Consider the following 23,962-nt stretch of genomic DNA (forward strand, 5'->3'; position numbering starts at 1 on the left):
AAAAAGTGCAAACTATCTTTTCACAAAATGAAAAAACCTACTGAAAATTCAAATAAAGGGTAATTGACTTTCTTTTAATGGAAGAAATGGCATCTGCAAGTTCAGGGATCGTATTTTCCCTTCTAAAGGCATTGTTCAAGCCATGGGAAAAACGGATTTCCGGTGCAAATTTGAAGTATTTGAAATAGATCTCGAATCCCATTCCCATCTCCAAAGACACATCCTGTCCAGTGGTCACCAGGTCCTCAATATCTGCTTCATCTTGGGCCTTGGTACGGAAATTATAGCTGGCTCCCCCTAAGAAATACATTCGTGTATTGTTAAATCGCTGTGATCGATATTTAAAAAGTAATGGCAGCTCCACCATAGTAGCTTCTGAGGTAAGCATTTGAGTCCTTGTCGTATTTACCTGTGTATTTTCATCAGGCGTATTAATTAAGGAAGGATCCTCAGCCCCAAAATAACTAACTTCTGTTTTATATTCATAGAAACCTACTTTTGGGGTAAATAGCAACTGAACCTGATCATGAAAGCGTAACATTCCGATAAATCCCAAAGAGAATCCAGGAGAGTATTTAGGAAAGACCGCTCTGACTCCAGCCGAACTCGTAGTGGCAGGATTCATAAAGGCATCTGAATATTTAATTTGGTATGCATTGGTATGCGCTGCCAGAAAAAAACCATAAGACAGTGTCTTATTATCCGAACCAGACCCTGAGGTAAGTCCAAACATTCCTTGCCCAAAAGAGGACAAGCTCATAATCATTATCAAAAAAACTGTCAGGCTTATTTCACGCCCACATAAATGGAGCTGATGCCGAATGTAAGTGGTTTGCATAGAGTACAGGTAAATCCGACCTTATTCAATACAGCCAGAAAATCTTCTCCGTCAGGAAAGGCCTGAACGGATTCAGGAAGATAAGTATAAGCAGAATTGTCTTTGGATACAATTTTACCGATCTGAGGAAGCACAAAATTGGAGTAAAATCCATAAGCCTGCTTCATAGGGAAACTCCTAGGCTTGCTGAACTCCAAAATTACTGCTTTTCCTCCAGGTTTTAAGACCCGATACATATCTGCTAACCCCTTCTCCAGGTTTTCAAAGTTTCTAACTCCAAAAGAAACGATGACAGCATCAAACTTATTATCTTCAAAGAGTAAACCTTCGGAATCTCCAAGTTGAAGATCAATTTTATCATCCAGACCTCTTTTGGTCATTTTCTTCCTTCCTTCGGCAAGCATCCCTTCAGAGATATCCACTCCGATTATCTTTTCAGGATTGAGCGCTAATGCCTCTATGGCAAAATCTCCAGTTCCAGTAGCAATATCCAAAATCAGTTTGGGCTGATCTTGTTTGAGATAGCTGATGGCTTTTTTTCTCCAAATAATATCAATCCCCATGCTGAGCACGTGATTGAGCAGGTCATACTTGCCTGAAATATTGTTAAACATCTCAGCAACCTGAGCTTTTTTAGGGTCTTGCTTATCTTTGTAAGGTACTACAGACATCACGAATCGTTCTTTGAAGGCGCAATAATACTCAAGAAACCCGAGGATTGGAAAATTGTTGCCATTTATGAGAAATACATTCCTAAACTATTATTAGTATTTTTGCCACAAATCCACATTTATGATCCAAAAAGCACAATTTGTAGTCAGTAACACCAACCCCGGAAATTGTCCAAAACCCGATCGGGCGGAAGTAGCATTTATCGGAAGATCAAATGTAGGAAAAAGCTCCCTGATCAACATGCTGACAGGAAAAAATGACTTGGCCAAAACTTCCCAAAAACCAGGAAAAACCCAATTGATCAATCATTTTATGATCAATGATCGTTGGTATTTAGTGGATTTACCCGGATATGGTTTCGCCAAAGTCAATGTGAAAGTGAAACAAGGCTGGGAAAACATGATCAGTACTTATTTGACCAAAAGAGAGAATTTATGTGGAGTATTTGTATTGGTAGATAGCCGTTTGGAGCCACAAAAAATAGATTTGGAATTTTTACTTTGGTGCGGAACGGAAGGCGTTCCTGCTGCTTTGGTCTTTACCAAGGCCGACAAGCAGTCAAAAACCAAAACCGATCAAAATATCCGGAAGTTTCTGAAAAAGATGGAAGAGATTTTTGAGGAAGCTCCTGATTATTTCATTACTTCTGCTGAAAATGGGCAGGGGAAAGAACAATTGACCACATTTATTGAAGAACTGGTACAAGAATATGAATCTGGGAAAATCATTTAATTGATAATCCTATATTTGCAGCCTGAAAAAAACAAACCAATGAATTTTAAAGACATCGCAACAGTAGCCGGAAAGCCGGGTTTATTCAAAGTTTTGAAACCATCTAGATCAGGAGTGATCTTGGAAAGTTTGGATGATAAGAAAGCTAAACTAGTAGCAGGAATGTCTCAGCGCGTTTCTATCCTTAGCGATATTTCCATTTATACTATGACTGAGGAAGGTGCTGAACCATTGGAATCCATCATGAAAAAAATCGAGACTGAATTTCAAGGAGACTTAGGTTTGGATACCAATCCAGATGATTCTGAATTAAGAGCCTTTATGAAACATGTTCTTCCAGAAGTGGATGAATCCAGAGTGTATACCTCCGACATCAAAAAATTGATCTCTTGGTATAAAATCATCAGAGCCCAGGTTCCTGAAACTCTAGAGGAAAGCAAAGAAGACAAAGAAGATTGAATTTACAGCCCTGCCATGCGGGGCTTTTTTGATGTACTATGGCCAACTCACTTATTCAAGAAACCTTTCAGCTACTGGAAAAAGATTTTCAGTTGCCCGAGGCAAAAACTACTTTTGATGAGGTAAAAGCGATTGATTTTCTCTCCAAAGTTATCCGCCAAATGCTGGATAGGGATTTTGAACGCCTCCTCCAAATATGCTATCGAGTCGATTTGGGAGAAGAAAAACTAAAGAGGATTCTACATGAATCCGAACCGGACCAAGTCGCACCTGATCTCGCCCGTGCACTTTGGGAACGACAAAAAATGAAGGTAGAGATCCGAAGAAGGTATTCTTGACTTTTGATTTCGGATATATGAGTTGAGATTTATTAATTTAGAAGTGTACTTTCATTTTTCATTTTAAAATCACCCCTATGGCAAATCCGATTTGGATCATGACATCCGCCTTCGACCAACTCAACCTAGAACAAACCATTGAAAAAGCGACGGAAATAGGCGTGCAAGGTCTAGACCTATGCGTTTTTAGAAAAGACGGTACCCGAGATGATTTTGTGGCTACGCATTTGGACTATGAAAATTTTGGTCCAGAGGAAGCAAAATATCTAATTGAGCAGTTCAACGGAGCTAAACTCCGACTTTCAATTGGAGCTTTTGACAATTTGATAGGTGGTGACCCCGCCCAGCGCATCAAGAATCAAAATCACTTACTTCGTCTGATCCGCATGGCCTATTTGTTAGGCGGAGATGAAAACGATGTAAAAGTGGGAACCTTTGTTGGTTATAACCATGAATTAGGAAATCAAGAAGGGGGATTTGAGAAAAATCTATTAGAATACCAACGGATTTTTGGACCGATCATTCGATATGCCAACAGTTTGGGAGTTACCGTTCTGTATGAAAACTGCCCTATGGAAGGATGGAGAAGTTCTGGACACTTTGGAACCTTCAATAACCTTACAGGGGTTTTGGCAGCACGAAAAATCATGTATGAGTTGGTTCCCGAATCCAACCATGGAGAAATCTACGATCCATCCCATGACATTTGGCAACATACCGATCCAGTTTCTGTCATCCAGCACACAGATATGAATCGGCTTAAAAGAATCCACGTAAAGTCCACTAGAAACAACCCTGATCCTTTCTGGGGAAATATGTACCCCATGCAGGAAGTACAAGCAGAATGGGCAGAGAAGTTGGGAATTCCTTCCAGTACCAACCCATGGGACAGGCACCACTATGAAGCCACCTTGCCAGGTTTTGGTTTAGGCGATTCTATGGACTGGAGGGCCTTTATTAATGTATTGAAAAACCGAGGATTTTCTGGCCCCTTTGAAATCGAAAATGAGGCAGTCCTTTCAAAGCAAACCGGAAACATGGGAGCTATTGTTCAAGGTTGTAAAGCGGCTGTTCAGAATCTCTCCCCTTTGCTATATGAATTAGGAGATGAAGGCTGGCAATATCCGCAATCAGAATATAAACCTCTTTTAGAAGTAAGCCGAGCAGATATTCCACTGCAAACAATGGACAAATTATAAATTGAGAAGTGAGAAGTTTAAAATTTCAGCCTTCTCACTTCTGACTTCCTTACTTTTATCGCTGGCTTTCTTCATACCCTACATCAGCTGGCAAGTTAAAACCTTCTGCCGCTGCCACCGCCAATTGGTCACATCGTTCATTTTCAGGATTACCTGCATGTCCTTTTACCCAAATAAACTTGGGTTTATATTTCAAATGAAGCGGAATATACCGTAGCCACAGGTCTGGATTCTTTTTATCCTTAAATCCCTTCTTTTGCCAACCCCAAAGCCAACCTTTCTCGATGGCATCCACCACATATTTACTATCGGAAAAAATCCTAACAGGAATCCCCGTCACTTTTAAGGCCTGTAGAGCCCGAATTACGGCCAGTAATTCCATGCGGTTGTTGGTAGTCAAACGAAATCCTTCAGAAAGTTCCTTACGGAGAATTTCTCCTTTATTGTTGAAAAGTAAAACAGCGCCATAGCCTCCCGGACCGGGATTTCCTTTGGCTGCCCCGTCTGTATAAATGGTAATCATGTAGCAAAGAAAGATAAAATGCTTGAGAGAACAGGGTTAAATTCCAGATTCTACTATGACAGGAAAGGCATTTGTCTTGAAAATTTTCACAGCTATGGAAAGAAGTATAATTCCGAAAATTCTTCTCAGCACATCCAACCCGGTCTTGCCCAGCTTTCTTTCCAGCCAACTGGTACTTTTCAACACCCCATAGACAAAGATTAAATTCAATAAAATACCTATGGCAATATTGAGCTGGGCAAATTCCGCCTTTAGCGTAAGAATTGTTGTCAAAGTACCTGCACCAGCTATCAATGGAAAGGCAATGGGAACAATGGAAGCTCCTTCAGTAGCATCCGGATCAGGCTTAAAAAGTTCAATGCCTAAAATCATTTCTGCTCCTATCGCAAAAATGATCAATGCACCTGCAATCGCAAAGTCCTCTACCCCGATACCAAAAAGGTTCAAAACTGACTTCCCGCCAATCAAAAACAAGATCATCAATATCCCCGCCGCCAAGGTGGCTTTTTCGGACTGGATATGCCCTACTTTTTTCCGCAAATTGACTATGATCGGAATAGAACCTAGAATATCAATCACTGAAAATAAGATCAGTGATACAGATAAAATTTCCTTGACATCAAACATGCCGCGAAAGTAGTTATTTAACCTTTGAGGTTTTCAAAACCTCGAAGGTTTTTTCTTTGTAAAAGTAACTTGATTGCGCATAAACTAATTAACAGTTAACTATCTAATTGATATTCCACTGGCAAATACTCCTCAACAGAATTTTCATGGATTTTCAAAAATTCAGAGAGTCCTTCAAACCATCCTAAACCTAATTCTTTAGAAATCTTTGAATGGTTATCGGAATAATAAGCGCCAAATGAAGAATATTTCCAATCATTGGTTTTTTTAACTAGACCGTGTTTGATTGGGTTTAAGTGAATATATAGGATAATACGACTTAGATAACTATCATTTTCAATCAATTTTCTTTTGAATTTCCTCTGGAATAGACTACCATTCCTGTCCATTGCTTTATTAAATGCTTTCGCGTAGCTATTAAGAAAATTAGAAAATGATTGTACAATTTCTTTGTCTTCCTGATTCGGTTTTACCCTTACTAAAAAATGAAAATGATTTGGAAGCAAACAATATGCAATTGTTTCAAAACAATCACTGCAATAAAGCCCAAACTTTTCTAAGAAATAGATGTAATTCTCATCACTTAGAAACAAATTCTGATTTCCAATAGATCTGGAATATAGATGGTAGATTCTGTTAGCCTCAAAAAATTCAGAGGAATTTTAAAAAGTCATTTCAGAAGGAAAAATTAGACCTTCGGGGTTTTTAAAACCCCAAAGGTCGTCCTATTAATATTTCGATAAAAAACTCATCAATTTATCCATTTCAGCATTGGTGATGGCTGGAAAATTAGCAATCCTAAAACTGGTTGGTTTTAAGGGTCCATATCCGGATCCTAATTGCATTCCCTCCTTTTCCGCATCTTTCTTAACAGTAGAGACCAACTCCTCTGGACCAGCAACTGCTAAAACAGTCACACTTCTAGTTTCGGAATTATCCACTAGCATCCTGAAAGATTTGGTATGAGCAATACAGCTTTCCAATTGTAGCATACGCTCTCTAAGATTGGCGTCAATGTGTTGGATTTCCTCCAAATCTTTCAAAACCCGGTTCAACAAGTAAATTCCCAATACATTCGGGGTATAATGGGTTTGATAACCAATTGCATTTTCCAGCATAAAACTTAAGCTATTATACCTTCCACTCTCTCCTTTTGACGCACACTTTTCAATGGCTTTAGGAGAAAGAATCAAAATCCCCAATCCTGCTGGTAGGCCAAAGCATTTTTGTACCGATGCGTACCAAACGTCCGCCAAACTGAAATCCAATTCTATCCCTGCCATAGAGGAAGTAGTGTCCACAGCAATCATTTTCTCTGGATATTTTTCTTTGATGGCCTCAATCACTGACATTGGAACTTGAGTAGCATTGGCCGTTTCGTTTTGTGTCAAAGCGATCAAATCAAACTCCTCCGATACTTCAAGCCCTGCTACATCAATCGCTTGATTCGCTTCAATCTTTGTTCCGCCCGTGGCAGGATTGATATGTTTTGCAAAGCCAATCCATTTTTTTCCAAAAGAGCCAGAATAAATATGAAAGCTTGCCTTTTCCACCAAAGACTGTGTGATGATCTCCCAATTTTCGGTTGCACTGGAAGTGAACAATAATTTGTAATCATCTGGCATATGAAGCTTTTCCCGCATCAAAGATTCCGTTTCTTGATACAAATTCATAAATGCCGAACTTCTGTGGTTGGCACTCAAAATCCCCTCTTGATAGGCATCCTGCAGATAAGTTGGCAAAGAATCGTAGACCTTAGAAGGTCCTGGAGCAAAGGTTAACATAGGTTTGTAGGTTTATAGAAAATAGCGGATCCCCAATTCATAGCCCTTCAGTCCAAGCCCTGAAATCATGCCGATACAGGATTTGGAAATGATACTTTTATGACGAAATTCTTCCCGCTTGTAAATATTGGAAATATGCACTTCCAAAGTCGGAGTAGTCACTCCAGCAATGGCATCCGAAATAGCCACAGAGGTATGGGTATATCCTCCCGCATTCAACAAGATGGCATCATAGCTAAATCCAACTTCATGAATCTTATTGATCAACTCTCCCTCCACATTGCTTTGATAATATTCGAGTTGAATCTCAGGAAACATGGCTTTCAAGGTTTCAAAATATTCTTCAAAAGAAGTGCTTCCATAAACCTCTGGTTCTCTTTTTCCCAAAAGGTTTAAATTAGGCCCATTGATGATCAGTATTTTCATGTGTTTATTATTGATTTTCATTCGTCACATAGCCAGTCCCGATTTCTATCGGGAGAATCTCACTTTGATAATAATCATCCCAATGTTTGATTCTTGAGTCATGCTCGATTTCAAAACAATATTCGGTTGGTAAATTTCTACTTAAAGGTAATTAGTTTCTGATTGGAAAGTTAAGACCTTTAAACATTTGAACCTTCCAACTTTCCAACCTAATTTTCCAAACTTTCAAATTTTATTCGCTCCAATGCAAAAAATCTGGGAAAATCATATCAAACAATTCCGCCATTACCTAAAGATCGAGCGGTCTCTTAGTGAAAACTCCATTGAGGCCTATAGCAGGGATGTGGATAAATTGGCGAATTACAGCGAACTGAATTTCCCAGAATTAAGTCCGCTTTCCTTGGAATTGGAACACCTTCGCAAATTCGTGAATGAAATTGCCAAACTTGGGATTTCTGACTACACCCAAGCAAGGATCATTTCAGGTATAAAAGCTTTTTATAGGTTTTTGATGTACGAGGACAAAATTAATGAAGACCCGGCTCAACTTTTGGAGGCCCCAAAACTGGGGAGAAAGCTCCCTGACACCTTGAGCTACCCTGAAATTGAAAAAATGTTAAATTCCATTCCTCTAGGAGAACCAGAAGGGCACCGAAACCGAGCCATGTTGGAAATGCTCTATAGCTCGGGACTTCGGGTTTCCGAACTGATTGAATTAAAAAAGGGGCAGGTTTTTGAAGATGTAGGTTTTCTAAAAGTCGTTGGGAAAGGCAACAAAGAAAGACTGGTACCCATCGGTAAAGACGCTTTAAAGTATTTGAACATCTACAAAGAAGAAGTTCGTGTGCATCAAGCCATCGCAAAAGGCCATGAAGAATATGTATTCTTGAATAGAAGAGGCAAGAAACTTACCCGAGTGATGATTTTTCTAATTATCAAAAAAACAGCTGAAATGGCTGGAATAGAAAAGAATATTTCACCGCACACCTTCCGACATTCTTTTGCCACGCACTTGATAGAAGGAGGAGCTGATCTACGTGCGGTTCAGGAAATGCTAGGACATGAAAGTATTACGACAACGGAAATTTATACTCATCTTGATCGGGATTATTTGCGTCAGGTATTAACTGATTTTCATCCAAGGAAATAAGCCTGCTGAGTGAACAAGAAGCTTTAATCCAATACGAATCTTTTATCGGAATCAATTTCGATTCAGAAAGCATTTTTTCTTAAGTTTCCAATGCTGCATTGATTAACTTTACAAGCTGAAAAGAAAAATCAAGACCGTGTACAAATCCATCCTAAAACCTCTCTTCTTCCTCAAGAACCCGGAAGATGCCCACCATTTCACATTTGATCTTACCAAATTCACATTCAATTTCCCCATTGCCAAATCGATCGTCAAATCTACTTTTCAATTGGAGGATCCAAAATTGGAACGGGAAGTCTTTGGATTGAAATTCAAAAATCCAGTAGGCTTGGCAGCTGGTTTCGATAAAGACGCGAAGTTAATTGATGAAATGGCCATGCTAGGTTTTGGATTTATTGAAATTGGCACCTTAACCCCCAAACCTCAAGACGGGAATCCCCTTCCGCGTTTATTCCGACTTCCTCAGGATGAATCTTTGGTAAACCGAATGGGCTTCAACAACGGAGGGGTAAAAGAGGCAGTAGAACGGTTAAAAAAGAGAAAATCAGACGTAATCGTAGGTGGAAACATTGGGAAAAACAAAGTCACCCCCAATGAAAATGCGGTGGATGATTACCTGATCTGTCTGGAAGAACTTCACCCTTATGTAGATTATTTTGTTGTGAATGTAAGTTCACCTAACACCCCAAACCTTAGGGATCTGCAGGAAAAAGAACCTTTAAAGCAATTGCTTCAGGCAGTTAAAAATGCGAATGATCAAAAAGAGAAACCCAAACCTATCTTATTGAAAATTGCGCCGGATTTGACAGAAGGACAACTGGATGACATTGTAGAAATCGTGCTGGAAACAAAAATAGACGGAGTCATTGCGACCAACACCACCATTGACCGTTCGCACTTGTCTACTCCAGTGGATCAAGTCGAAGCAATCGGTGCAGGAGGAGTTTCTGGAAAAGTTTTGGCAAAGAGAAGTACAGAAGTAATCCGATACCTTGCTGAGAAATCAAACAAAGCGTTTCCTATCATTGGAGTTGGGGGAATCTTCTCTGCTGATGATGCCATTGAGAAGTTGGAAGCAGGAGCAAGCCTGGTTCAAGTATACTCGGGCATGATTTATGAGGGACCTGGGTTGATCAAAAAGATCAAGAAAGGATTATTGGCATATTTTTCTAAGTAATGTGCTAAACTCAATCTATTCATCTTATCTTAAAATCGGATTTTAAAGGAATACATGGCCACGAATTCACCTAGGACCAATACTTTTAGAAAGAAAGGAGAAACTACTAAGAAAAAAACAGCCTCTAAATCAACAGGCTTCAAGTTTTCTTTTGGCAAAATCAAAAGCTCCAAACTGGTATTGACCATGGGAATTTTACTCATGTCCATGGGGATTTTCCTTTTTATAGCCTTTTTAAGTTACTTACTCAATGGGCCAAATGACCAGAGTTTAGTCATGAATGCACCCGTTGATGATGAAATCCGGGAAACTGCGCGAAACTCTACCAATTGGCTGGGCTATTTAGGTGCCCAAGCAGCCCATTGGATGATTTATCGATGGTTTGGAATTGCAGCATTCCTTTTCCCTCCATTTCTGTTTCTTTTAGGATTCAAATGGAGCTTTAAAGTTTCTCTTATTTCTCTAACCAGATACACCACTTTTGCCTTATTCTTTACTTTTTGGCTAGGCTTGTTGACAGGCTATATTGTCATTTTAGTGGAAGGCTATTCCTATTGGAGTTTCCTATCAGGTGGTTTTGGATATGAGCTAGCCAGACTATCTGCAGATTTTCTGAGCTGGGGAACCTTTATTGTTATTGGTGCCGCACTACTGATTTTTGTAATTTTCTTCTTTGACATTGATAAATTGGAGTGGTTTACAGCCAAATCAGAGCTCCCTGACGACTCCTCTGAGGAACAGGAAGAATCCATTTCCACTGGCCAAAATCCATTTGAAAAGGAAAATAAAAAATCAAAGTCGGAAGATTTAATAGAAGAAGAACTGGACGAAGAGGAAGAGTTTGAGGATGATGGAAGTGATTGGATTGTCAAAAATGACGAGGTGGAAATTGTAGATGAACCTAGTCCTGCTCCGCAAGAAGAGGAAGACATTTTCAATATTTCCCATGTCAATTTATTGGATGAAATAGTTGAGAAGCCTTCTAGTCCTATCGATGACAAAAACTTCTCGGTAACCAAAGCTGCAGGAGAAGAGAAAACTGCTTCTGAAGTAGAAAATTTAGATCCTTTTGATCCAACCCTCGATTTACCAAGATATAAATACCCTACCCTGGATTTGCTGAACGAATATGATGTTCAAAAAGTGACTGTTTCGCGCCAGGAACTGGAGGACAACAAAAATAAGATTGTTGAAACCCTGGAAAACTTTAAAATTGGAATCCAGGAGATCAAGGCTACGATCGGTCCTACTGTTACACTTTATGAAATTGTACCAGAACCAGGGGTAAAAATCTCCAAAATCAAGAATTTGGAAGATGACATCGCCTTGAGTTTGGCCGCATTGGGGATTCGTATTATTGCTCCAATTCCTGGAAAAGGAACCATTGGTATTGAAGTACCTAACAAAAACAGGGAATTGGTCCCTGCAAGAGCAGTACTAGGTACAGAAAAATTCATGCGTTCGGATAAGGATCTACCAATCGCTTTAGGTAAAACCATTTCCAACGAAGTCTACGTGGCCGATTTAGCCAAGATGCCACACTTGTTGATGGCTGGGGCTACTGGCCAAGGTAAGTCTGTGGGCTTGAATATGATTTTGGCTTCTTTGATTTATAAGAAACACCCCTCCCAGTTGAAGTTTGTTTTGGTCGATCCCAAAAAAGTGGAATTGACACTTTTCAACAAAATTGAAAGGCATTTCTTGGCCAAACTTCCAGGAGCAGAAGAAGCCATTATTACTGATACCAAAAAGGTCATCTACACCTTAAATTCACTTTGTATAGAAATGGATAACCGCTACAATCTCTTGAAAGATGCGGGAGCAAGAAATCTTAAAGAATACAATGCGAAGTTTATAGGTAGGAAACTCAATCCAGAAAAAGGCCATCATTTCATGCCTTACATTGTTTTGGTAATTGATGAGTTGGCGGATTTGATGATGACTGCAGGAAAAGAAATTGAAGCTCCAATCGCCAGATTAGCCCAATTGGCAAGAGCCATTGGAATCCACTTAGTAGTAGCAACCCAAAGACCTTCTGTCAATGTAATTACAGGTATCATCAAAGCCAATTTCCCTGCAAGACTTTCTTTCCGTGTCACTTCCAAAATCGATAGCCGAACCATCCTCGATGCTGGTGGTGCGGACCAATTGATTGGTATGGGAGACATGCTACTTTCTTTGGGTTCAGATGTTACCAGAATCCAGTGTGCATTTTTGGATACTCCTGAGGTAGATGCTATCTGTGATTGGATTGGAGAGCAAAAAGGCTACTCCGACGCACACCTACTTCCTGAATTTGAAGGGGAGGACGGAGATGGATCCATAGGAGATGTGGATCTTTCAGATAGAGACCCTCTCTTTGACGATGCAGCCAAGCTAATTGTCATGCATCAGCAAGGCAGTACTTCCTTAATTCAAAGAAAGCTGAAATTGGGATACAATCGAGCGGGCAGAATCATTGACCAATTGGAAGCAGCAGGAATTGTCGGTGCATTTGAAGGTTCAAAAGCTAGAGAAGTCTTAGTACAAGATGAAGCTAGTTTGGAACGGTTATTGAATAGCCTATAGTGGCTTTCAAATAGCGTTCTAAAAGCCTAGATTCCATGAAAAAATTTGCCCTAGTATTTACCCTATTTCTTTCTTTATATTCTGCATTTGAAGCTTCTGCTCAAAAAGATCCAAAAGCCAAAGTGGTGCTGGATGGAATGAGTCAAAAGTATCAGAGTATGAAAGGATTTACAGCTAGCTTTGATTTTACCTACTCCGATCAAGCAGGCACAAGCGACCGTCAGAGTGGCGATATTTCAGTAAAAGGAAACCAATACCGATTGAAACTTCCTGATCAAGAAATATTCAATGACGGGAAAACTGTTTGGACCTTTATAGAAACTCCTACTTACAAGGAAGTGACCATCAATGATGTATCCCAAATGGAAGGTGAGTTAACTCCAACCAATATTTACAAAATGTATGAAAAGGGATTCAACTACAAATTGTTGGCAGATAAATCTTACCAAGGTAAACAAGCTAATGTGGTAGAGCTGGATGCCGAAAACTCCAATGCTCCTTTTCAAAAGGTGAAATTAATGATCGATAAAAATACGAAGGACTTATTGGGCTGGGAGATGTTTGACGGTCAAGGAGGTTCATTTACTTATGCCTTCAAAAATTTGAAGCCCGATCCAAGTCTTCCTGATTCCAATTTTGTGTTTGACCCCAAAAAACATGCAGGAGTAGAAATCATAGACCTTAGATAAACTCAGGAGTCAATAGTCTCTATCCAGTTTTGGATGAGCTTTAATCCATATTCAGTTAAAAATGCTTCCGGGTGGTATTGGATCCCCAGAATAGGCAACTCACGGTGTGCAATGCCCATCACCTCTCCTTTCTGAGTTTCCAGTAGTACTTCCAAAATAGAAGGTATATTCTCCACTTGAAGAGAATGGTACCTTGTAACGTTAAATGTATCAGGCAATCCAGTTGTAAAGGGATGAGCGGAAACCTTCTTTACTTGCTGGACTTTCCCATGTACAGGAATGTCATTTTTAACCAAGGCAGCTCCAAAGAACTCGCCAATTGCTTGATGACCAAGACAAACCCCTAAAACAGGCACTTTTTTATAATATTCTTCGAAAATCTCCATTAAGTTACCTGCCTGATCAGGTTTACCAGGTCCAGGGGAAAGAATCATGGCAGAAAACTCTATGGCTTGGATTTCCTCCAGTGAGGTATCGTTTCTTACAATTTTTAATTCTGCACCTGTCTGACGGACCAAGTCGGCCAACATATGGCTGAAAGAATCAAAATTATCAATCAGCAGAATCATTTAATATTTCATCTACGATTTCTTCCAACCTCTCCAGATTCTCCTCTACCTTCGGGAAAAATGGTTCAATAGCCTCTACAATTGCAGGCGCAACCGGTTCTATATATCCCAAATATTCAGATTCTGAGGTCCATTGTTTGGGCAAATCCAATTTAAAAAGACTCGCCTGCCAAAAGAACAAGCTGATAAAAAATGCAGCTTTCACAATTCCCAAAAATACTCCAGCCAAAGAATCCAAAGATCCCAGCAATACCATATCCATCGCTCTTTTCAACACCCAACCGACGCTGTTGATTAGCACTAAGGTGAGTATAAAAATGACAAAAAAGCCAAGGATGGGATATCCTAAATTGAATTCGGTTACATTTTCCTGCAACCAATCTGTCATTGGGTCCATAAAGTAAATCCCCAAGATAATGGCGATTACAAAACCAAAAAGGCCAAGGACTCCCATTAGGAATCCTTGTCTATAACCTTCAAAGGCTCCAAGACCAAGAATGACCAGTAATATGATGTCTACTGTACTCAACTTAGCTATTCAGTAATGCCTTCACCTTATCTGCAATGGCCTTACCATCTGCTTTTCCTGCTAATTGCTTGCTGGCTACTCCCATCACTTTTCCCATCTCTTTTGGGCTGGCTGCTCCAGTTTGGGTAATGATTGCCTGAATCGCCTGGGTTAACTCTTCATCAGTTAAAGCTTTTGGCAAAAACTCCTGAATAATCGAAAGTTCTGCCATTTCCACAGCATATAAATCCTCTCGATTTTGCTCCTTGTAGATATCTGCAGAATCTTTCCTCTGCTTGGCAGCTTTGGTTAAAATTTTCATTTCTTCATCTTCAGATAGCTCGCCGGCCGCTCCTCCTTTTGTCTCTTCCAGTAGGATCAAAGATTTCACAGCTCTCAATGCTCTTAATCTATCCTTATCTTTAGCGATCATTGCAGATTTAATTTCACTATCTACTTTCTGCTTTAAACTCATAAGCCCTAAGTTTGTGTTATTGGTTAAAATCAAACAAAAATACCTTTTTCGACCCGGAAATGACTAAACTAAGCGTAAATATTAATAAGATCGCAACTTTGCGTAATGCAAGAGGGGCAAACAACCCGAATGTTGTCAAAGTAGCTTTGGATGCTGAGCGATTTGGGGCTCAAGGAATTACCGTACATCCAAGACCTGATGAGCGACATATACGACATCAAGATGTGTATGACTTAGCCCAAGTTGTAACGACAGAATTTAACATCGAGGGATACCCCGACAAAAGATTTATGGATTTAGTCAAGGAGGTTAAGCCAGCCCAAGCCACGCTTGTTCCTGATCCACCCAATGCCATTACTTCCAATACAGGTTGGGATACCATCTCAAATCAAGGGATGTTAAAAGACATTGTAGCAGAGTTACAGGAATCAGGTATTCGGGTTTCTATCTTCATCAATCCCGAAGTCAGATATTTTGAACCAGCGAAATTAACTGGGACAGATCGAGTTGAGCTATACACAGAGCCCTATGCCGTAGGATATCCTCAAAACAAAGAGATGGCAGTAAAGCCATATGTGGAAGTTGCAGAGATTGCAAAAGAATTAGGATTGGGGCTCAATGCGGGACACGACCTGGATCTGCATAATTTGGCTTTTTTAAAACAATCCATCCCCTATCTAGATGAAGTATCCATTGGCCATGCCTTAATTTGTGATGCACTTTATTATGGATTGGAAAACACCATTCAGATGTATAGGAGGCAGTTGGAATTTTAATTGGATAACAGACGACTGACGACAGTCCATGGCCGTTAAAAACTTTAATTATTATGGCATTTAAGTTCGAATATTTGAGGGTTTGGAATTTGGAAATTGATCTGAATATGGAAATTAGTTTCCTAATTAAATAGTTCCTACCTGTAGAAGATTTCTAAAGAATTTACAATGCGTATGAAGGGTTTATATAAAAAATACAAGCGGTCAAAAACTCAATTTAGTTCATTAATTAACCACGATCCAACAGTCATCTTTAATCCATGGACTGTTGACTTCAATAAATCAAATGAAATTAAACTTTAAAAAATTAGGCACTGGCAAACCATTAGTGATTCTTCACGGACTCTTTGGTTCCGCCGATAATTGGCTCAGCATTGCCAAAGGTTTAGAAAATCATTTCACCCTATATTTAGTAGATCAAAGAAACCATGGTGATTCCCCGCACGCTGATAAGTGGAATTACCAAGTCATGGTAGAAGATTTAAAAGAGCTTATAAATGACCAGAAACTGGAAATGGTTTATATGATGGGACACTCTATGGGGGGAAAAACAGCGATGAAATTTGCCTGCACCTATCCCGAAAAAGTGGAGAAGTTAATTGTAGCAGATATTTCTCCTAGATATTACTCAGTCCATCACCAAAAAATTTTGGAAGGGTTAAATGCCATTGATCTGTCTTCTATTAAATCCAGAAAAGAGGCCGATGACATTTTAGCAAACTATATTCCGGAACTGGGAATTCGTCAGTTCCTGCTCAAAAGCTTAGGAAGAGACGCCAACGGGTTTGTATGGAGAATTAATTTACCTGTTATCACCAAAAATATTGAGGAAGTAGGAAAAGCATTAGAAGAAGGAGAATTGTATGATGGCAAAACCCTATTTCTTGCCGGCGAAAATTCCAATTATATCCAACAATCGGACTTGTCTGATATTGAACAACATTTCCCGAAATATGAAGTGGAGTTTATTTCCAATGCAGGTCATTGGCTCCATGCAGAACAACCCGAATCAGTCATCGCTGAAGTTCTGAAGTTCTTGATTTAAAAAAAGAGCTGTTCAATTAATGAACAGCTCTTTTAGAATCGGCTCTATTTTACTCGCTTACCATTTTTGATTACCATATCTACATCTTGCAAGAGACTGATATGCTTTAGCACATCACCTCTTACGGCGATAATATCTGCCTTTTTCCCTTCTGAGATTGTTCCTACTTGATCTGAAACTCCCATGGCAACGGAAGGCCAATAGGTTGCGGATTTAATTGCCAACATAGGGTCATACCCAAATTCATTTACCCACACATCCAATTCATTCCACGTGCTTTGGCTATGAAATTTCATTGGAATCCCGCTATCCGTTCCGATTAACATCACTACCCCGCTCTGCTTTAATTGATTGAATTTGCGTTCCAAAGTAGGCTTCCTAACAGGAGTCAATTGAAAATAAGGCATTCTTCCAGGGTATTTCAATGAAGCTTTGATATCTGCGATAATGGAATCCGGAAGATCCAAATGCCAGGATGGATCATCTAATTTCTCTGGATTATCTCTTACAGATTCAAAATTATACAAGCCCTCTACCGTTGGAGTCCAAAACAAAGGCCCCATATTCATTTTGGCAGCTCTTTCTTGAATCATAAGCATAATATCTTCAGGGTATTCCGGTGCAGAAGACAATCCCGTGTGTTCGAAACAATCCACTCCTATTTTAAGACCTATTCTTATTTCCTCAGGCCGATGCGAATGCCCTACTACGGGTAAACCATATTTATGAGCTTCATCTACCACTGCCTGTGCTTCCTCCAATGTCATTTGATCTTGATCAATCAGCTTGATCACATCCACACCGGCATCTGCCAGCTTTTTAACTTTTGCTCTAGCATCTGCCACGCCATTAACTCCCCAACGGAATGCTTCTGTATTAGGGTAAGGGGCCTTTTGAATAAAGGGACCAGAAACATAAATCGTCGGCCCAGGGATTTCTCCTCTGTTGATTCGATCCCTAACATTGATACTGGCTTCCAATGGTGCTCCTAAGTCTCTGGCACTAGTCACACCAGCCAGCAATAACTGATGGGCAGAAGCAGGCATAATTACCGGGTCCAACACATCGATATAAGTACTATCCCAATGCGTATAATCACTATGGCCATTAATCATCAAATGAACATGCATATCCCATAATCCTGGCATCACAGACATTCCTTCCGTCGATATTACTTCCGCTCCATCAGGCACCTCCAAACTTCCTTCCTGCCCCACAGCAACAATCTTTTCATCTTGAATCAAGATCACAGAATTTCGGATCGGGACACCTCCAAACCCATCGATAAGTGTTCCTCCCACCAGCGCTTTCATACTTTGGGAAAAGGAGGAAAAACATATAAGGGCAAATACTGCCGAAAACAAAAACTTCATTCTTTTCATAAAGAGACGATCTTTCTAGTATGCTATTAAGTTAATGAATTTGCCATATTAACCTTACCTTTCGAGCATTATCAGAAAGAATTCAAAAAAATGCCCAAAGGAAAACTTTTTCTAATCCCCAATGTACTCGCAGAAAATACAGCCAATGAAGTGATCAGTCCTCAGATAAAAGAGGTGGTCAAAAACACCAAAGTGTATCTGGTTGAGAATTTAAGGACTGCAAGACGTTATATCAGTAGTCTGAAATTGGGAGTAAACATTGAGGAAATCCATATGGAGATTTTGGATAAAAAAACAAAACCTGAAATGATCAACCGGTTAATGCAACCACTCCTCAATGGTGCCGATGTGGGAATTATTTCTGAAGCAGGATGTCCAGGAATCGCAGATCCCGGAGCTTTGGCAGTAGCGCATGCACATGTAAAAGGAATTCAGGTAGTCCCCCTTTCCGGCCCCAGTTCCATGTTTTTGGCATTGATGGGTTCAGGTTTTTCAGGACAATCTTTTGCATTCCATGGCTACCTTCCTATAGATAGAAAAGATCGGGCTGCTGCATTAAAAGCATTGGAATCCGAATCCTTAAGAGAAAAGAGGGCCCAGATTTTTATGGAAACCCCGTTTAGAAATAATCAAATGCTTGAAGATTGTTTGAGAACACTTTCTTCTAACACCAAACTTTGCATCGCAAAAAACATAACGGCAAAGGATGAACTAATCCTCACCAAAACCATTGGAGAATGGAAAAAACTCCCAATTGACTTACATAAAATCCCTACTGTTTTTATCCTTCAAAGTTTCTAAGACATGTTTACAATAGATGCCCATTTAGACCTGAGTATGAATGCATTGGAATGGAACAGGGATCTGACTCGTCCAGTTTCTGAAATCAATGCCAGAGAAGTTGGATTAAAAGATAAACCTGATCGAGGTAATGCGGTGGTTTCGCTTCCTGAACTTAGAAAAGGGAACATAGGCTTGGTTGTGGCTACCCAAATTGCAAGGTATGTAGCCCCAGACAATTCATTGCCAGGATGGCATTCTCCTGCACAAGCATGGGCACAAACCCAAGGACAATTGGCTTGGTATCAAGCTATGGTGGATCAGGGGGAAATGTCCCAAATCCGAAGCTTGGAGGAATTAAACCAGCACCTAGCTCTATGGGAGAATGGAGAAGACAACTCTACAAAGCCAGTGGGTTTTATCCTATCTCTAGAAGGTGCTGATTCCATCATCGATGTGAGTTATTTGGAAAAAGCCTATGAATATGGGTTAAGAGCCTTAGGACCCGCTCATTATGGGCCAGGAAGATATGCCCACGGGACAGATGCCTCTTCCCCACTGAATCATAATGGAAAAGAGCTACTTCGTAAAATGGATGAATTGGGAATCATTTTGGACGCTACTCACCTTTGCGATCAGGCATTCTGGGAAGCCTTGGATATTTTTCAAGGTCCTGTTTGGGCGAGCCATAATAATTGCCGCGCCTTGGTAGATCACAACCGGCAATTTTCAGATGAAATGATCAAAGCATTGATCGAAAGAGGAGCTGTAATTGGAGGTGCAATGGATGCTTGGATGCTTAGTCCAGGTTGGGAAAGAGGGAAAACCACTCCACAAGAACGCGATGTGACCTTGAATACCGTTTTAGATCATATGGACCATATTTGTCAGGTTGCAGGAAATGCCAATCATATCGGAATTGGCTCGGATTTGGATGGGGCCTTTGGAAAAGAGCAAGCTCCTTATGACTTGAAATCCATCAAAGACTTAGACAAAGTCCCTGAATTACTGAGGTTAAGAGGTTACTCAGACCAGGATGTAGCGAAAGTTATGCATGGAAATTGGTTGAATTTTTTGAAAAAAGTATGGTCTTAATTGGGGAATAATTGAACAATTCCTTTGAGAATATATTGCATTAATACTTCATATTGAATTATTTAGCGAAAGCTAATCGCAAACCACCAATTTATGAAGTGTAAAAATTTACTCACCCTTACCTTATTATTCCTTCTTACCCTTACCTATTCATTTTCCCAAAAAATTCAGATTACTGCTAACCACTCAGATGCTAAGTTCATCCTATTAAATGATTACGATGATTCTGACAAACAGGAACTTGGAACAGGGGCAATCGAGTACAAACTTGAAAAAGACAGTAGAAACAGAATTAAGGTAACCAAGCCAGGTTATGACCCTGTCATCAAGGAATTCAACAAAGACCTGAAATGGGACAAACAGCAATATGTTTCTTTAGACTCAAGAAGAGTAGAGATTACTGCTGAACCCTATGATGCAGAAATCTACGTGGACGGAAGAATGATTGGAACCAAAGCTATTTATCTGATCATTCAAAAAGACCGTTTTCACACGGTAGAGGTAAAAAAACCAGGTTTTGCACCCATTACGAAAAGTTATTACAATTCCCCTGACCGGGAAACACCTCCTTCCAAGGATTATTTTGAGTTGAAGGATCGCCAAGTTAGACTGGAAGTAACTCCTGCAGATGGTGAGGTCACCGCAAATGGAGTTAGCGTTGGCAGAGGAAACCAAGACATTAAAATCCCTTTGAATGATTGTGTGACGGTTACAGTCAACAAAGACGGTTATGTTGAATACACCAAAGTATTCTGTAACAAGCCTGAGACTGATCCAGAACCGCCGGTAAGAGAAATCGCACAATTGGAAGACAGGTTAGTGAAGATTACGACCAACCCAAATGATGCTGCCATTGAAATCGCAGGTAAGAGAGTCGGCACAGGAAGCTATGACCTAAAGGTTCCTAAAAATGGAAGTGTGGAAGTTCGTGTATCTAAAGATGGTTACGTACGCTACATCAAAAATTATTACAACCAAGCGAATATGCAGGAACCTCCTGTTACAGATTTCATAGAAATGAATGTAGATGAGGCCTATACTTCTTCTGTCTCCTCAGACTTGGCAAATGTAAGGATCACTGTTCCTGTTAATACGGAATACACTTCTGAAGAAGCCTGGAGAATTTTAAGTTCTATTATCACCAGGTACTTCGACATATTAGAAACTGTTGACTACAATACGGGTTACCTTACTACTTCATGGCAGGTTCAGAATTTCCAATCCAGTGTCATCAGAACAAGGGTAATTGTGAGTAGTGGAGGAAATTCGGACCAATTGGCCTACGCAATCAAGTTGATCAGCCAAGAGGCCTACCTTGACGGACAAAACGCAGTAACCGTAAAAGACGATGAGAAATTTGAAGATTGGGCCCGTATCCTTAAAAAGTACGAAGGTCTAATCGAAGAAGTACAAGCAAGACTTCAACAGTAAAAAAACCACCACAGAAAACTCAGCTCTACAAGGCTGAGTTTTTTTTGCAACAAACGATAAAATCCTTAGAAATAATTACCGTTCAGGTAAGAGACAGGAAGTAGACTTTCAAAAATGGGTTATATTAAGAATCTAATTTTTCCAATTAAACCCAAAACATATGAAACCTATTGTACAGATCTCTCTGGATCTTACAAACATCGATGAAGCCCTGGAAACAGCTGAGATGGCCATTCGTGCAGGAGTAGACTGGCTAGAAGCAGGAACTCCTTTAATTTTAGCAGAAGGACTTCATGGCGTAAGAAAACTCAGAGAAGCATTTCCAGATGTCCCCTTAGTTGCAGACCTCAAAACAATGGATGGGGGTTACCTAGAAGCAGAGATGATGGCCAAAGCAGGGGCTACCCACGTGGTCGTCATGGCTAGAGCCCATGAGGAAACCATCAAATGTGTGGTACAGGCTGGAAAAGATTTCGGAGTAAAAGTGATGGGCGATAACATGGTCTTTCCAGACATGGTGGAAGGAGCAAAATTTTTAGAAGATTTGGGCTGTGACTACGTGATCCATCACATTGGATACGATGAAAGAAGGGGTATCGCTGCTTCTGGTAGAAGAATGCCAAGTCCTCTTGATCAGCTTCAAGAAGTAGTGGCAGCTGTCAATATTCCTGTTCAGGCAGTGGGAGGACTTTCCATAGAACAAGCCATCAAATGCCCTCAATATGGAGCCCCATTAGTGGTCTTGGGAGCACCATTGACCATTGATGCAGACTCATTTAAAACTGCAAGTGGAGATTTGGAAAGTTCCCTCAAGATGATTTGTGAGGCCATACATAGTCAAGAAACTGTTTCACCTACTAAATCCTAAATCATGTCCAGCACGAAATCCGCAGCAGTAGTAAACTACGCTGAAGAAAAATATTCAGTTGAAATCAGAGAAATCTCCATTCCTGATATTGGAGATGAAGATGTATTACTGGAAGTAGAGAATGTAGGAGTTTGTGGCAGTGACCTTCATCAATGGACTTCAGATCACAGTTGGCCGGTAAACTACCCGGTGGTATTAGGCCATGAATTCGGAGGGAAAATAGCCGCTATTGGAGATAAAGTTTCTGCATGGAAGGTTGGAGATAGAGTAGTCAGTGAAACTGCAGCAGTGATAGACAAGCAGAACCCCATGAGCAAAATTGGCTTATACAATTTAGACCCTACTAGAAAGGGGTTTGGATATGGGGTAAATGGGGCGATGACTCGTTTTGTCCGAGTACCTGCCCGATGTCTTCATACCGTCCCAGAAAACCTTTCCTTTGAAGAAGCTTGTCTGACGGAACCTTGTTGTGTTGCGTATAATGCAGTGGTAGGAAATTCTTCCATAAAACCCGGAGATAGAGTGATTGTCATAGGCCCCGGAACGATAGGGATACTTTGTGCAGCCGTGGCTAGACTGTGTGGGGCCGAAGTAGTAGTAGTGGGGTTGGAGGCTGATAAAGGTCGATTAGAAATTGCCAGAAAGTACGGTTGTGAAGTAATCATAGGAGATGCCGAACATTGGGCTAGAAAAAGAGATGGGTTGGGAGCTGATTTAATCATTGATGCGGCAGGAGTGAGTGCCACTTTACAGATAGCCATGAAATTAGTTCGACCTAATGGCCAAATCACGAAAGTGGGTTGGGGGCCTCAACCCTGTAATTTCTCTTTGGATCCTATCATTCAGAAGAATGTAAGACTTCAAGGAAGTTTTAGCCACAACTGGCCTATTTGGGAGCGGGTGATTGCATTACTTGCCAGTGGATCTTTGGATGTCAAACCTATTATTGGAGGTGTTTGGCCCATTACCGAATGGAAAGAAGCATTTGAAAAAATGCATCATGGTCAAGTAGTCAAATCTGTTTTAAAACCTGTTTAATATGAGACTCAAAGGAAAAGTCATCATCGTCACTGGAAGTACCATGGGTATTGGTAAAGCAATTGCCAAGAAGATTGTGGAAGAAGGTGCAAAAGTCATCATCCATGGATTGGAAGAAGATTTGGGAATTCAAGTGATTGAAGAGATCGGAACTGAACAAGCCAAGCTATACATTGAAGACATCGCTAATGAAGGGGCTGGACAAAGATTAGTCGACTTAGCCATTGCAACTTGGGGACGCTTAGACGCTATTGTCAATAATGCTGCGCTCGTGGCAGCTTCTACTATTCACACCACAGATAAAGCATTTTTAAACCGCATGTTGGATATTAATACATTTGCACCCCTATTCTTGATCAAATCAGCACTTCCATATTTAATTGAAAGTCGTGGTGCAGTCCTCAATATAGGTTCAATCAACGCTTGGAGCGGAGAGGACAATTTATTGGCATACAGTATTTCCAAAGGAGCGTTGATGACCATGACTAGAAATCTGGGAGATTCTTTATTTCGTGAAAACGGGGTACGAGTCAACCAGATAAATCCTGGGTGGGTGCTTACCGAAAAGGAGATTGAACGAAAAAAAGAACATGGACTCGCTGACTCTTGGTACAAGGAATTATCTAAAATGTACGCTCCTGCTGGAAGAATCATTTGGCCAGAAGAAATAGCAGCGGCAACGATTTATTGGCTTTCGGATGAGAGTGGCCCAATCAGTGGTCAAGTGGTTGATTTGGAGCAATTCCCAATGATTGGCAGAAATATTCCAAAGGACTCGACGACTATTCCTCATAAATAAAATTAACACGAAAC

At 40.3% G+C, this 23,962-nt stretch carries 28 protein-coding genes; 16 read left to right on the top strand and 12 right to left on the bottom strand.

Annotated features, from left to right (window positions below; all coding sequences use genetic code 11):
- Nucleotides 1-37: 37 nt before the first annotated feature.
- Complete coding sequence (gene porT, locus JYB62_RS11585) at nt 38-838, bottom strand: type IX secretion/gliding motility protein PorT/SprT (RefSeq protein ID WP_205645603.1); 801 nt, start codon at nt 836-838, stop codon at nt 38-40.
- Nucleotides 787-1,509, bottom strand: coding sequence for a bifunctional demethylmenaquinone methyltransferase/2-methoxy-6-polyprenyl-1,4-benzoquinol methylase UbiE (gene ubiE / locus JYB62_RS11590; RefSeq protein WP_205645604.1), 723 nt, complete (start codon nt 1,507-1,509; stop codon nt 787-789). The genes porT and ubiE overlap by 52 nt, the downstream gene beginning before the upstream one ends.
- Before the next feature lie 121 nt (nt 1,510-1,630).
- Between ubiE and yihA the strand changes: the two genes are divergently transcribed.
- The 4 genes from yihA to JYB62_RS11610 all read left to right on the top strand — a co-directional run bounded on the left by yihA (nt 1,631) and on the right by JYB62_RS11610 (nt 4,238).
- The gene (yihA, locus tag JYB62_RS11595; protein WP_205645605.1) at nt 1,631-2,242 is read left to right on the top strand and encodes a ribosome biogenesis GTP-binding protein YihA/YsxC; all 612 of its coding nucleotides are present in this window, start codon (nt 1,631-1,633) and stop codon (nt 2,240-2,242) included.
- Nucleotides 2,243-2,281: 39 nt separating this feature from the next.
- Complete coding sequence (locus tag JYB62_RS11600) at nt 2,282-2,701, top strand: DUF5606 family protein (RefSeq protein ID WP_205645606.1); 420 nt, start codon at nt 2,282-2,284, stop codon at nt 2,699-2,701.
- 38 nt (nt 2,702-2,739) lie between these two features.
- Nucleotides 2,740-3,039 carry a hypothetical protein gene (locus tag JYB62_RS11605; protein WP_205645607.1) on the top strand — a complete coding sequence of 100 codons (300 nt, stop codon included), beginning with the start codon at nt 2,740-2,742 and terminating at the stop codon, nt 3,037-3,039.
- Between the two features lie 77 nt (nt 3,040-3,116).
- Nucleotides 3,117-4,238, top strand: a complete 1,122-nt coding sequence (locus tag JYB62_RS11610) for a sugar phosphate isomerase/epimerase family protein (protein ID WP_205645608.1) — start codon at nt 3,117-3,119, stop codon at nt 4,236-4,238.
- Between the two features lie 55 nt (nt 4,239-4,293).
- Here JYB62_RS11610 and JYB62_RS11615 read toward each other — a convergent pair whose 3' ends face one another.
- The 5 genes from JYB62_RS11615 to aroQ form a co-directional block, all read right to left on the bottom strand.
- A complete protein-coding gene (locus tag JYB62_RS11615) occupies nt 4,294-4,761 on the bottom strand; it encodes a ribonuclease H family protein (protein ID WP_205645609.1) in 468 nt (155 codons plus the stop codon).
- A gap of 36 nt (nt 4,762-4,797) precedes the next feature.
- Nucleotides 4,798-5,388 carry a MarC family protein gene (locus JYB62_RS11620; protein ID WP_205645610.1) on the bottom strand — a complete coding sequence of 197 codons (591 nt, stop codon included), beginning with the start codon at nt 5,386-5,388 and terminating at the stop codon, nt 4,798-4,800.
- Nucleotides 5,389-5,483: 95 nt separating this feature from the next.
- Nucleotides 5,484-5,981: a transposase gene (locus JYB62_RS11625; RefSeq protein ID WP_243431549.1), complete on the bottom strand. Its 498-nt coding sequence runs from the start codon at nt 5,979-5,981 to the stop codon at nt 5,484-5,486.
- Between the two features lie 135 nt (nt 5,982-6,116).
- Entirely contained in the window at nt 6,117-7,172 is a 1,056-nt protein-coding gene (locus JYB62_RS11630; protein ID WP_205645611.1) for an aminotransferase class V-fold PLP-dependent enzyme, read from the bottom strand.
- Between the two features lie 12 nt (nt 7,173-7,184).
- On the bottom strand, nt 7,185-7,598 hold the full coding sequence (aroQ, locus tag JYB62_RS11635; protein ID WP_205645612.1) for a type II 3-dehydroquinate dehydratase: 414 nt from the start codon (nt 7,596-7,598) through the stop codon (nt 7,185-7,187).
- Nucleotides 7,599-7,842: 244 nt separating this feature from the next.
- Here aroQ and xerD point away from each other — a divergent pair, with 244 nt between their 5' ends.
- Nucleotides 7,843-8,748 carry a site-specific tyrosine recombinase XerD gene (xerD, locus tag JYB62_RS11640; RefSeq protein ID WP_205645613.1) on the top strand — a complete coding sequence of 302 codons (906 nt, stop codon included), beginning with the start codon at nt 7,843-7,845 and terminating at the stop codon, nt 8,746-8,748.
- A gap of 136 nt (nt 8,749-8,884) precedes the next feature.
- Entirely contained in the window at nt 8,885-9,925 is a 1,041-nt protein-coding gene (locus JYB62_RS11645) for a quinone-dependent dihydroorotate dehydrogenase (RefSeq protein WP_205645614.1), read from the top strand.
- Nucleotides 9,926-9,954: 29 nt separating this feature from the next.
- Here JYB62_RS11645 and JYB62_RS19865 read toward each other — a convergent pair whose 3' ends face one another.
- Nucleotides 9,955-10,128 carry a hypothetical protein gene (locus JYB62_RS19865; RefSeq protein ID WP_243431550.1) on the bottom strand — a complete coding sequence of 58 codons (174 nt, stop codon included), beginning with the start codon at nt 10,126-10,128 and terminating at the stop codon, nt 9,955-9,957.
- On the opposite strand from JYB62_RS19865, the gene JYB62_RS11650 reads away from it, so the two are divergent.
- Together JYB62_RS11650 and JYB62_RS11655 are read left to right on the top strand one after the other, a co-directional pair.
- On the top strand, nt 10,112-12,493 hold the full coding sequence (locus JYB62_RS11650; RefSeq protein ID WP_243431552.1) for an FtsK/SpoIIIE family DNA translocase: 2,382 nt from the start codon (nt 10,112-10,114) through the stop codon (nt 12,491-12,493). The genes JYB62_RS19865 and JYB62_RS11650 overlap by 17 nt on opposite strands.
- A gap of 35 nt (nt 12,494-12,528) precedes the next feature.
- Nucleotides 12,529-13,182: a LolA family protein gene (locus tag JYB62_RS11655; RefSeq protein WP_205645616.1), complete on the top strand. Its 654-nt coding sequence runs from the start codon at nt 12,529-12,531 to the stop codon at nt 13,180-13,182.
- 2 nt (nt 13,183-13,184) lie between these two features.
- Here JYB62_RS11655 and JYB62_RS11660 read toward each other — a convergent pair whose 3' ends face one another.
- The 3 genes from JYB62_RS11660 to JYB62_RS11670 are packed head-to-tail and all read right to left on the bottom strand — an operon-like array spanning nt 13,185 to nt 14,734.
- Nucleotides 13,185-13,751 carry an anthranilate synthase component II gene (locus JYB62_RS11660; RefSeq protein WP_205645617.1) on the bottom strand — a complete coding sequence of 189 codons (567 nt, stop codon included), beginning with the start codon at nt 13,749-13,751 and terminating at the stop codon, nt 13,185-13,187.
- On the bottom strand, nt 13,735-14,280 hold the full coding sequence (locus tag JYB62_RS11665) for a CvpA family protein (protein ID WP_205645618.1): 546 nt from the start codon (nt 14,278-14,280) through the stop codon (nt 13,735-13,737). Before JYB62_RS11665 ends, JYB62_RS11660 begins: the two co-directional genes overlap by 17 nt.
- 1 nt (nt 14,281) lies before the next feature.
- A complete protein-coding gene (locus tag JYB62_RS11670) occupies nt 14,282-14,734 on the bottom strand; it encodes a GatB/YqeY domain-containing protein (RefSeq protein WP_205645619.1) in 453 nt (150 codons plus the stop codon).
- A 59-nt stretch (nt 14,735-14,793) separates the two neighbouring features.
- On the opposite strand from JYB62_RS11670, the gene JYB62_RS11675 reads away from it, so the two are divergent.
- Both JYB62_RS11675 and JYB62_RS11680 read left to right on the top strand, forming a co-directional pair.
- Nucleotides 14,794-15,510 carry a pyridoxine 5'-phosphate synthase gene (locus tag JYB62_RS11675; protein ID WP_205645620.1) on the top strand — a complete coding sequence of 239 codons (717 nt, stop codon included), beginning with the start codon at nt 14,794-14,796 and terminating at the stop codon, nt 15,508-15,510.
- 286 nt (nt 15,511-15,796) lie between these two features.
- A complete protein-coding gene (locus JYB62_RS11680; RefSeq protein ID WP_205645621.1) occupies nt 15,797-16,555 on the top strand; it encodes an alpha/beta fold hydrolase in 759 nt (252 codons plus the stop codon).
- Nucleotides 16,556-16,599: 44 nt separating this feature from the next.
- On the opposite strand, the gene JYB62_RS11685 is transcribed toward JYB62_RS11680, so the two are convergent.
- Nucleotides 16,600-17,868 carry an amidohydrolase family protein gene (locus JYB62_RS11685; protein ID WP_243431553.1) on the bottom strand — a complete coding sequence of 423 codons (1,269 nt, stop codon included), beginning with the start codon at nt 17,866-17,868 and terminating at the stop codon, nt 16,600-16,602.
- 159 nt (nt 17,869-18,027) lie between these two features.
- Here JYB62_RS11685 and JYB62_RS11690 point away from each other — a divergent pair, with 159 nt between their 5' ends.
- From JYB62_RS11690 to JYB62_RS11715, 6 genes are all read left to right on the top strand, one after another.
- Nucleotides 18,028-18,738: an SAM-dependent methyltransferase gene (locus tag JYB62_RS11690; RefSeq protein WP_205645623.1), complete on the top strand. Its 711-nt coding sequence runs from the start codon at nt 18,028-18,030 to the stop codon at nt 18,736-18,738.
- Between the two features lie 3 nt (nt 18,739-18,741).
- Nucleotides 18,742-19,812 carry a dipeptidase gene (locus JYB62_RS11695; protein WP_205645624.1) on the top strand — a complete coding sequence of 357 codons (1,071 nt, stop codon included), beginning with the start codon at nt 18,742-18,744 and terminating at the stop codon, nt 19,810-19,812.
- A gap of 93 nt (nt 19,813-19,905) precedes the next feature.
- On the top strand, nt 19,906-21,243 hold the full coding sequence (locus tag JYB62_RS11700; protein WP_205645625.1) for a PEGA domain-containing protein: 1,338 nt from the start codon (nt 19,906-19,908) through the stop codon (nt 21,241-21,243).
- A 160-nt stretch (nt 21,244-21,403) separates the two neighbouring features.
- Nucleotides 21,404-22,111: an orotidine 5'-phosphate decarboxylase / HUMPS family protein gene (locus JYB62_RS11705; RefSeq protein ID WP_205645626.1), complete on the top strand. Its 708-nt coding sequence runs from the start codon at nt 21,404-21,406 to the stop codon at nt 22,109-22,111.
- A gap of 3 nt (nt 22,112-22,114) precedes the next feature.
- Nucleotides 22,115-23,149 (top strand): zinc-binding dehydrogenase, encoded by a 1,035-nt coding sequence (locus JYB62_RS11710; RefSeq protein WP_205645627.1) that lies wholly within the window; start codon nt 22,115-22,117, stop codon nt 23,147-23,149.
- A 1-nt stretch (nt 23,150) separates the two neighbouring features.
- Entirely contained in the window at nt 23,151-23,948 is a 798-nt protein-coding gene (locus tag JYB62_RS11715; protein ID WP_205645628.1) for an SDR family NAD(P)-dependent oxidoreductase, read from the top strand.
- Nucleotides 23,949-23,962: the final 14 nt, after the last annotated feature.

The sequence above is a fragment of the Algoriphagus lutimaris genome, from assembly GCF_017051705.1.
GTDB lineage: Bacteria > Bacteroidota > Bacteroidia > Cytophagales > Cyclobacteriaceae > Algoriphagus > Algoriphagus lutimaris.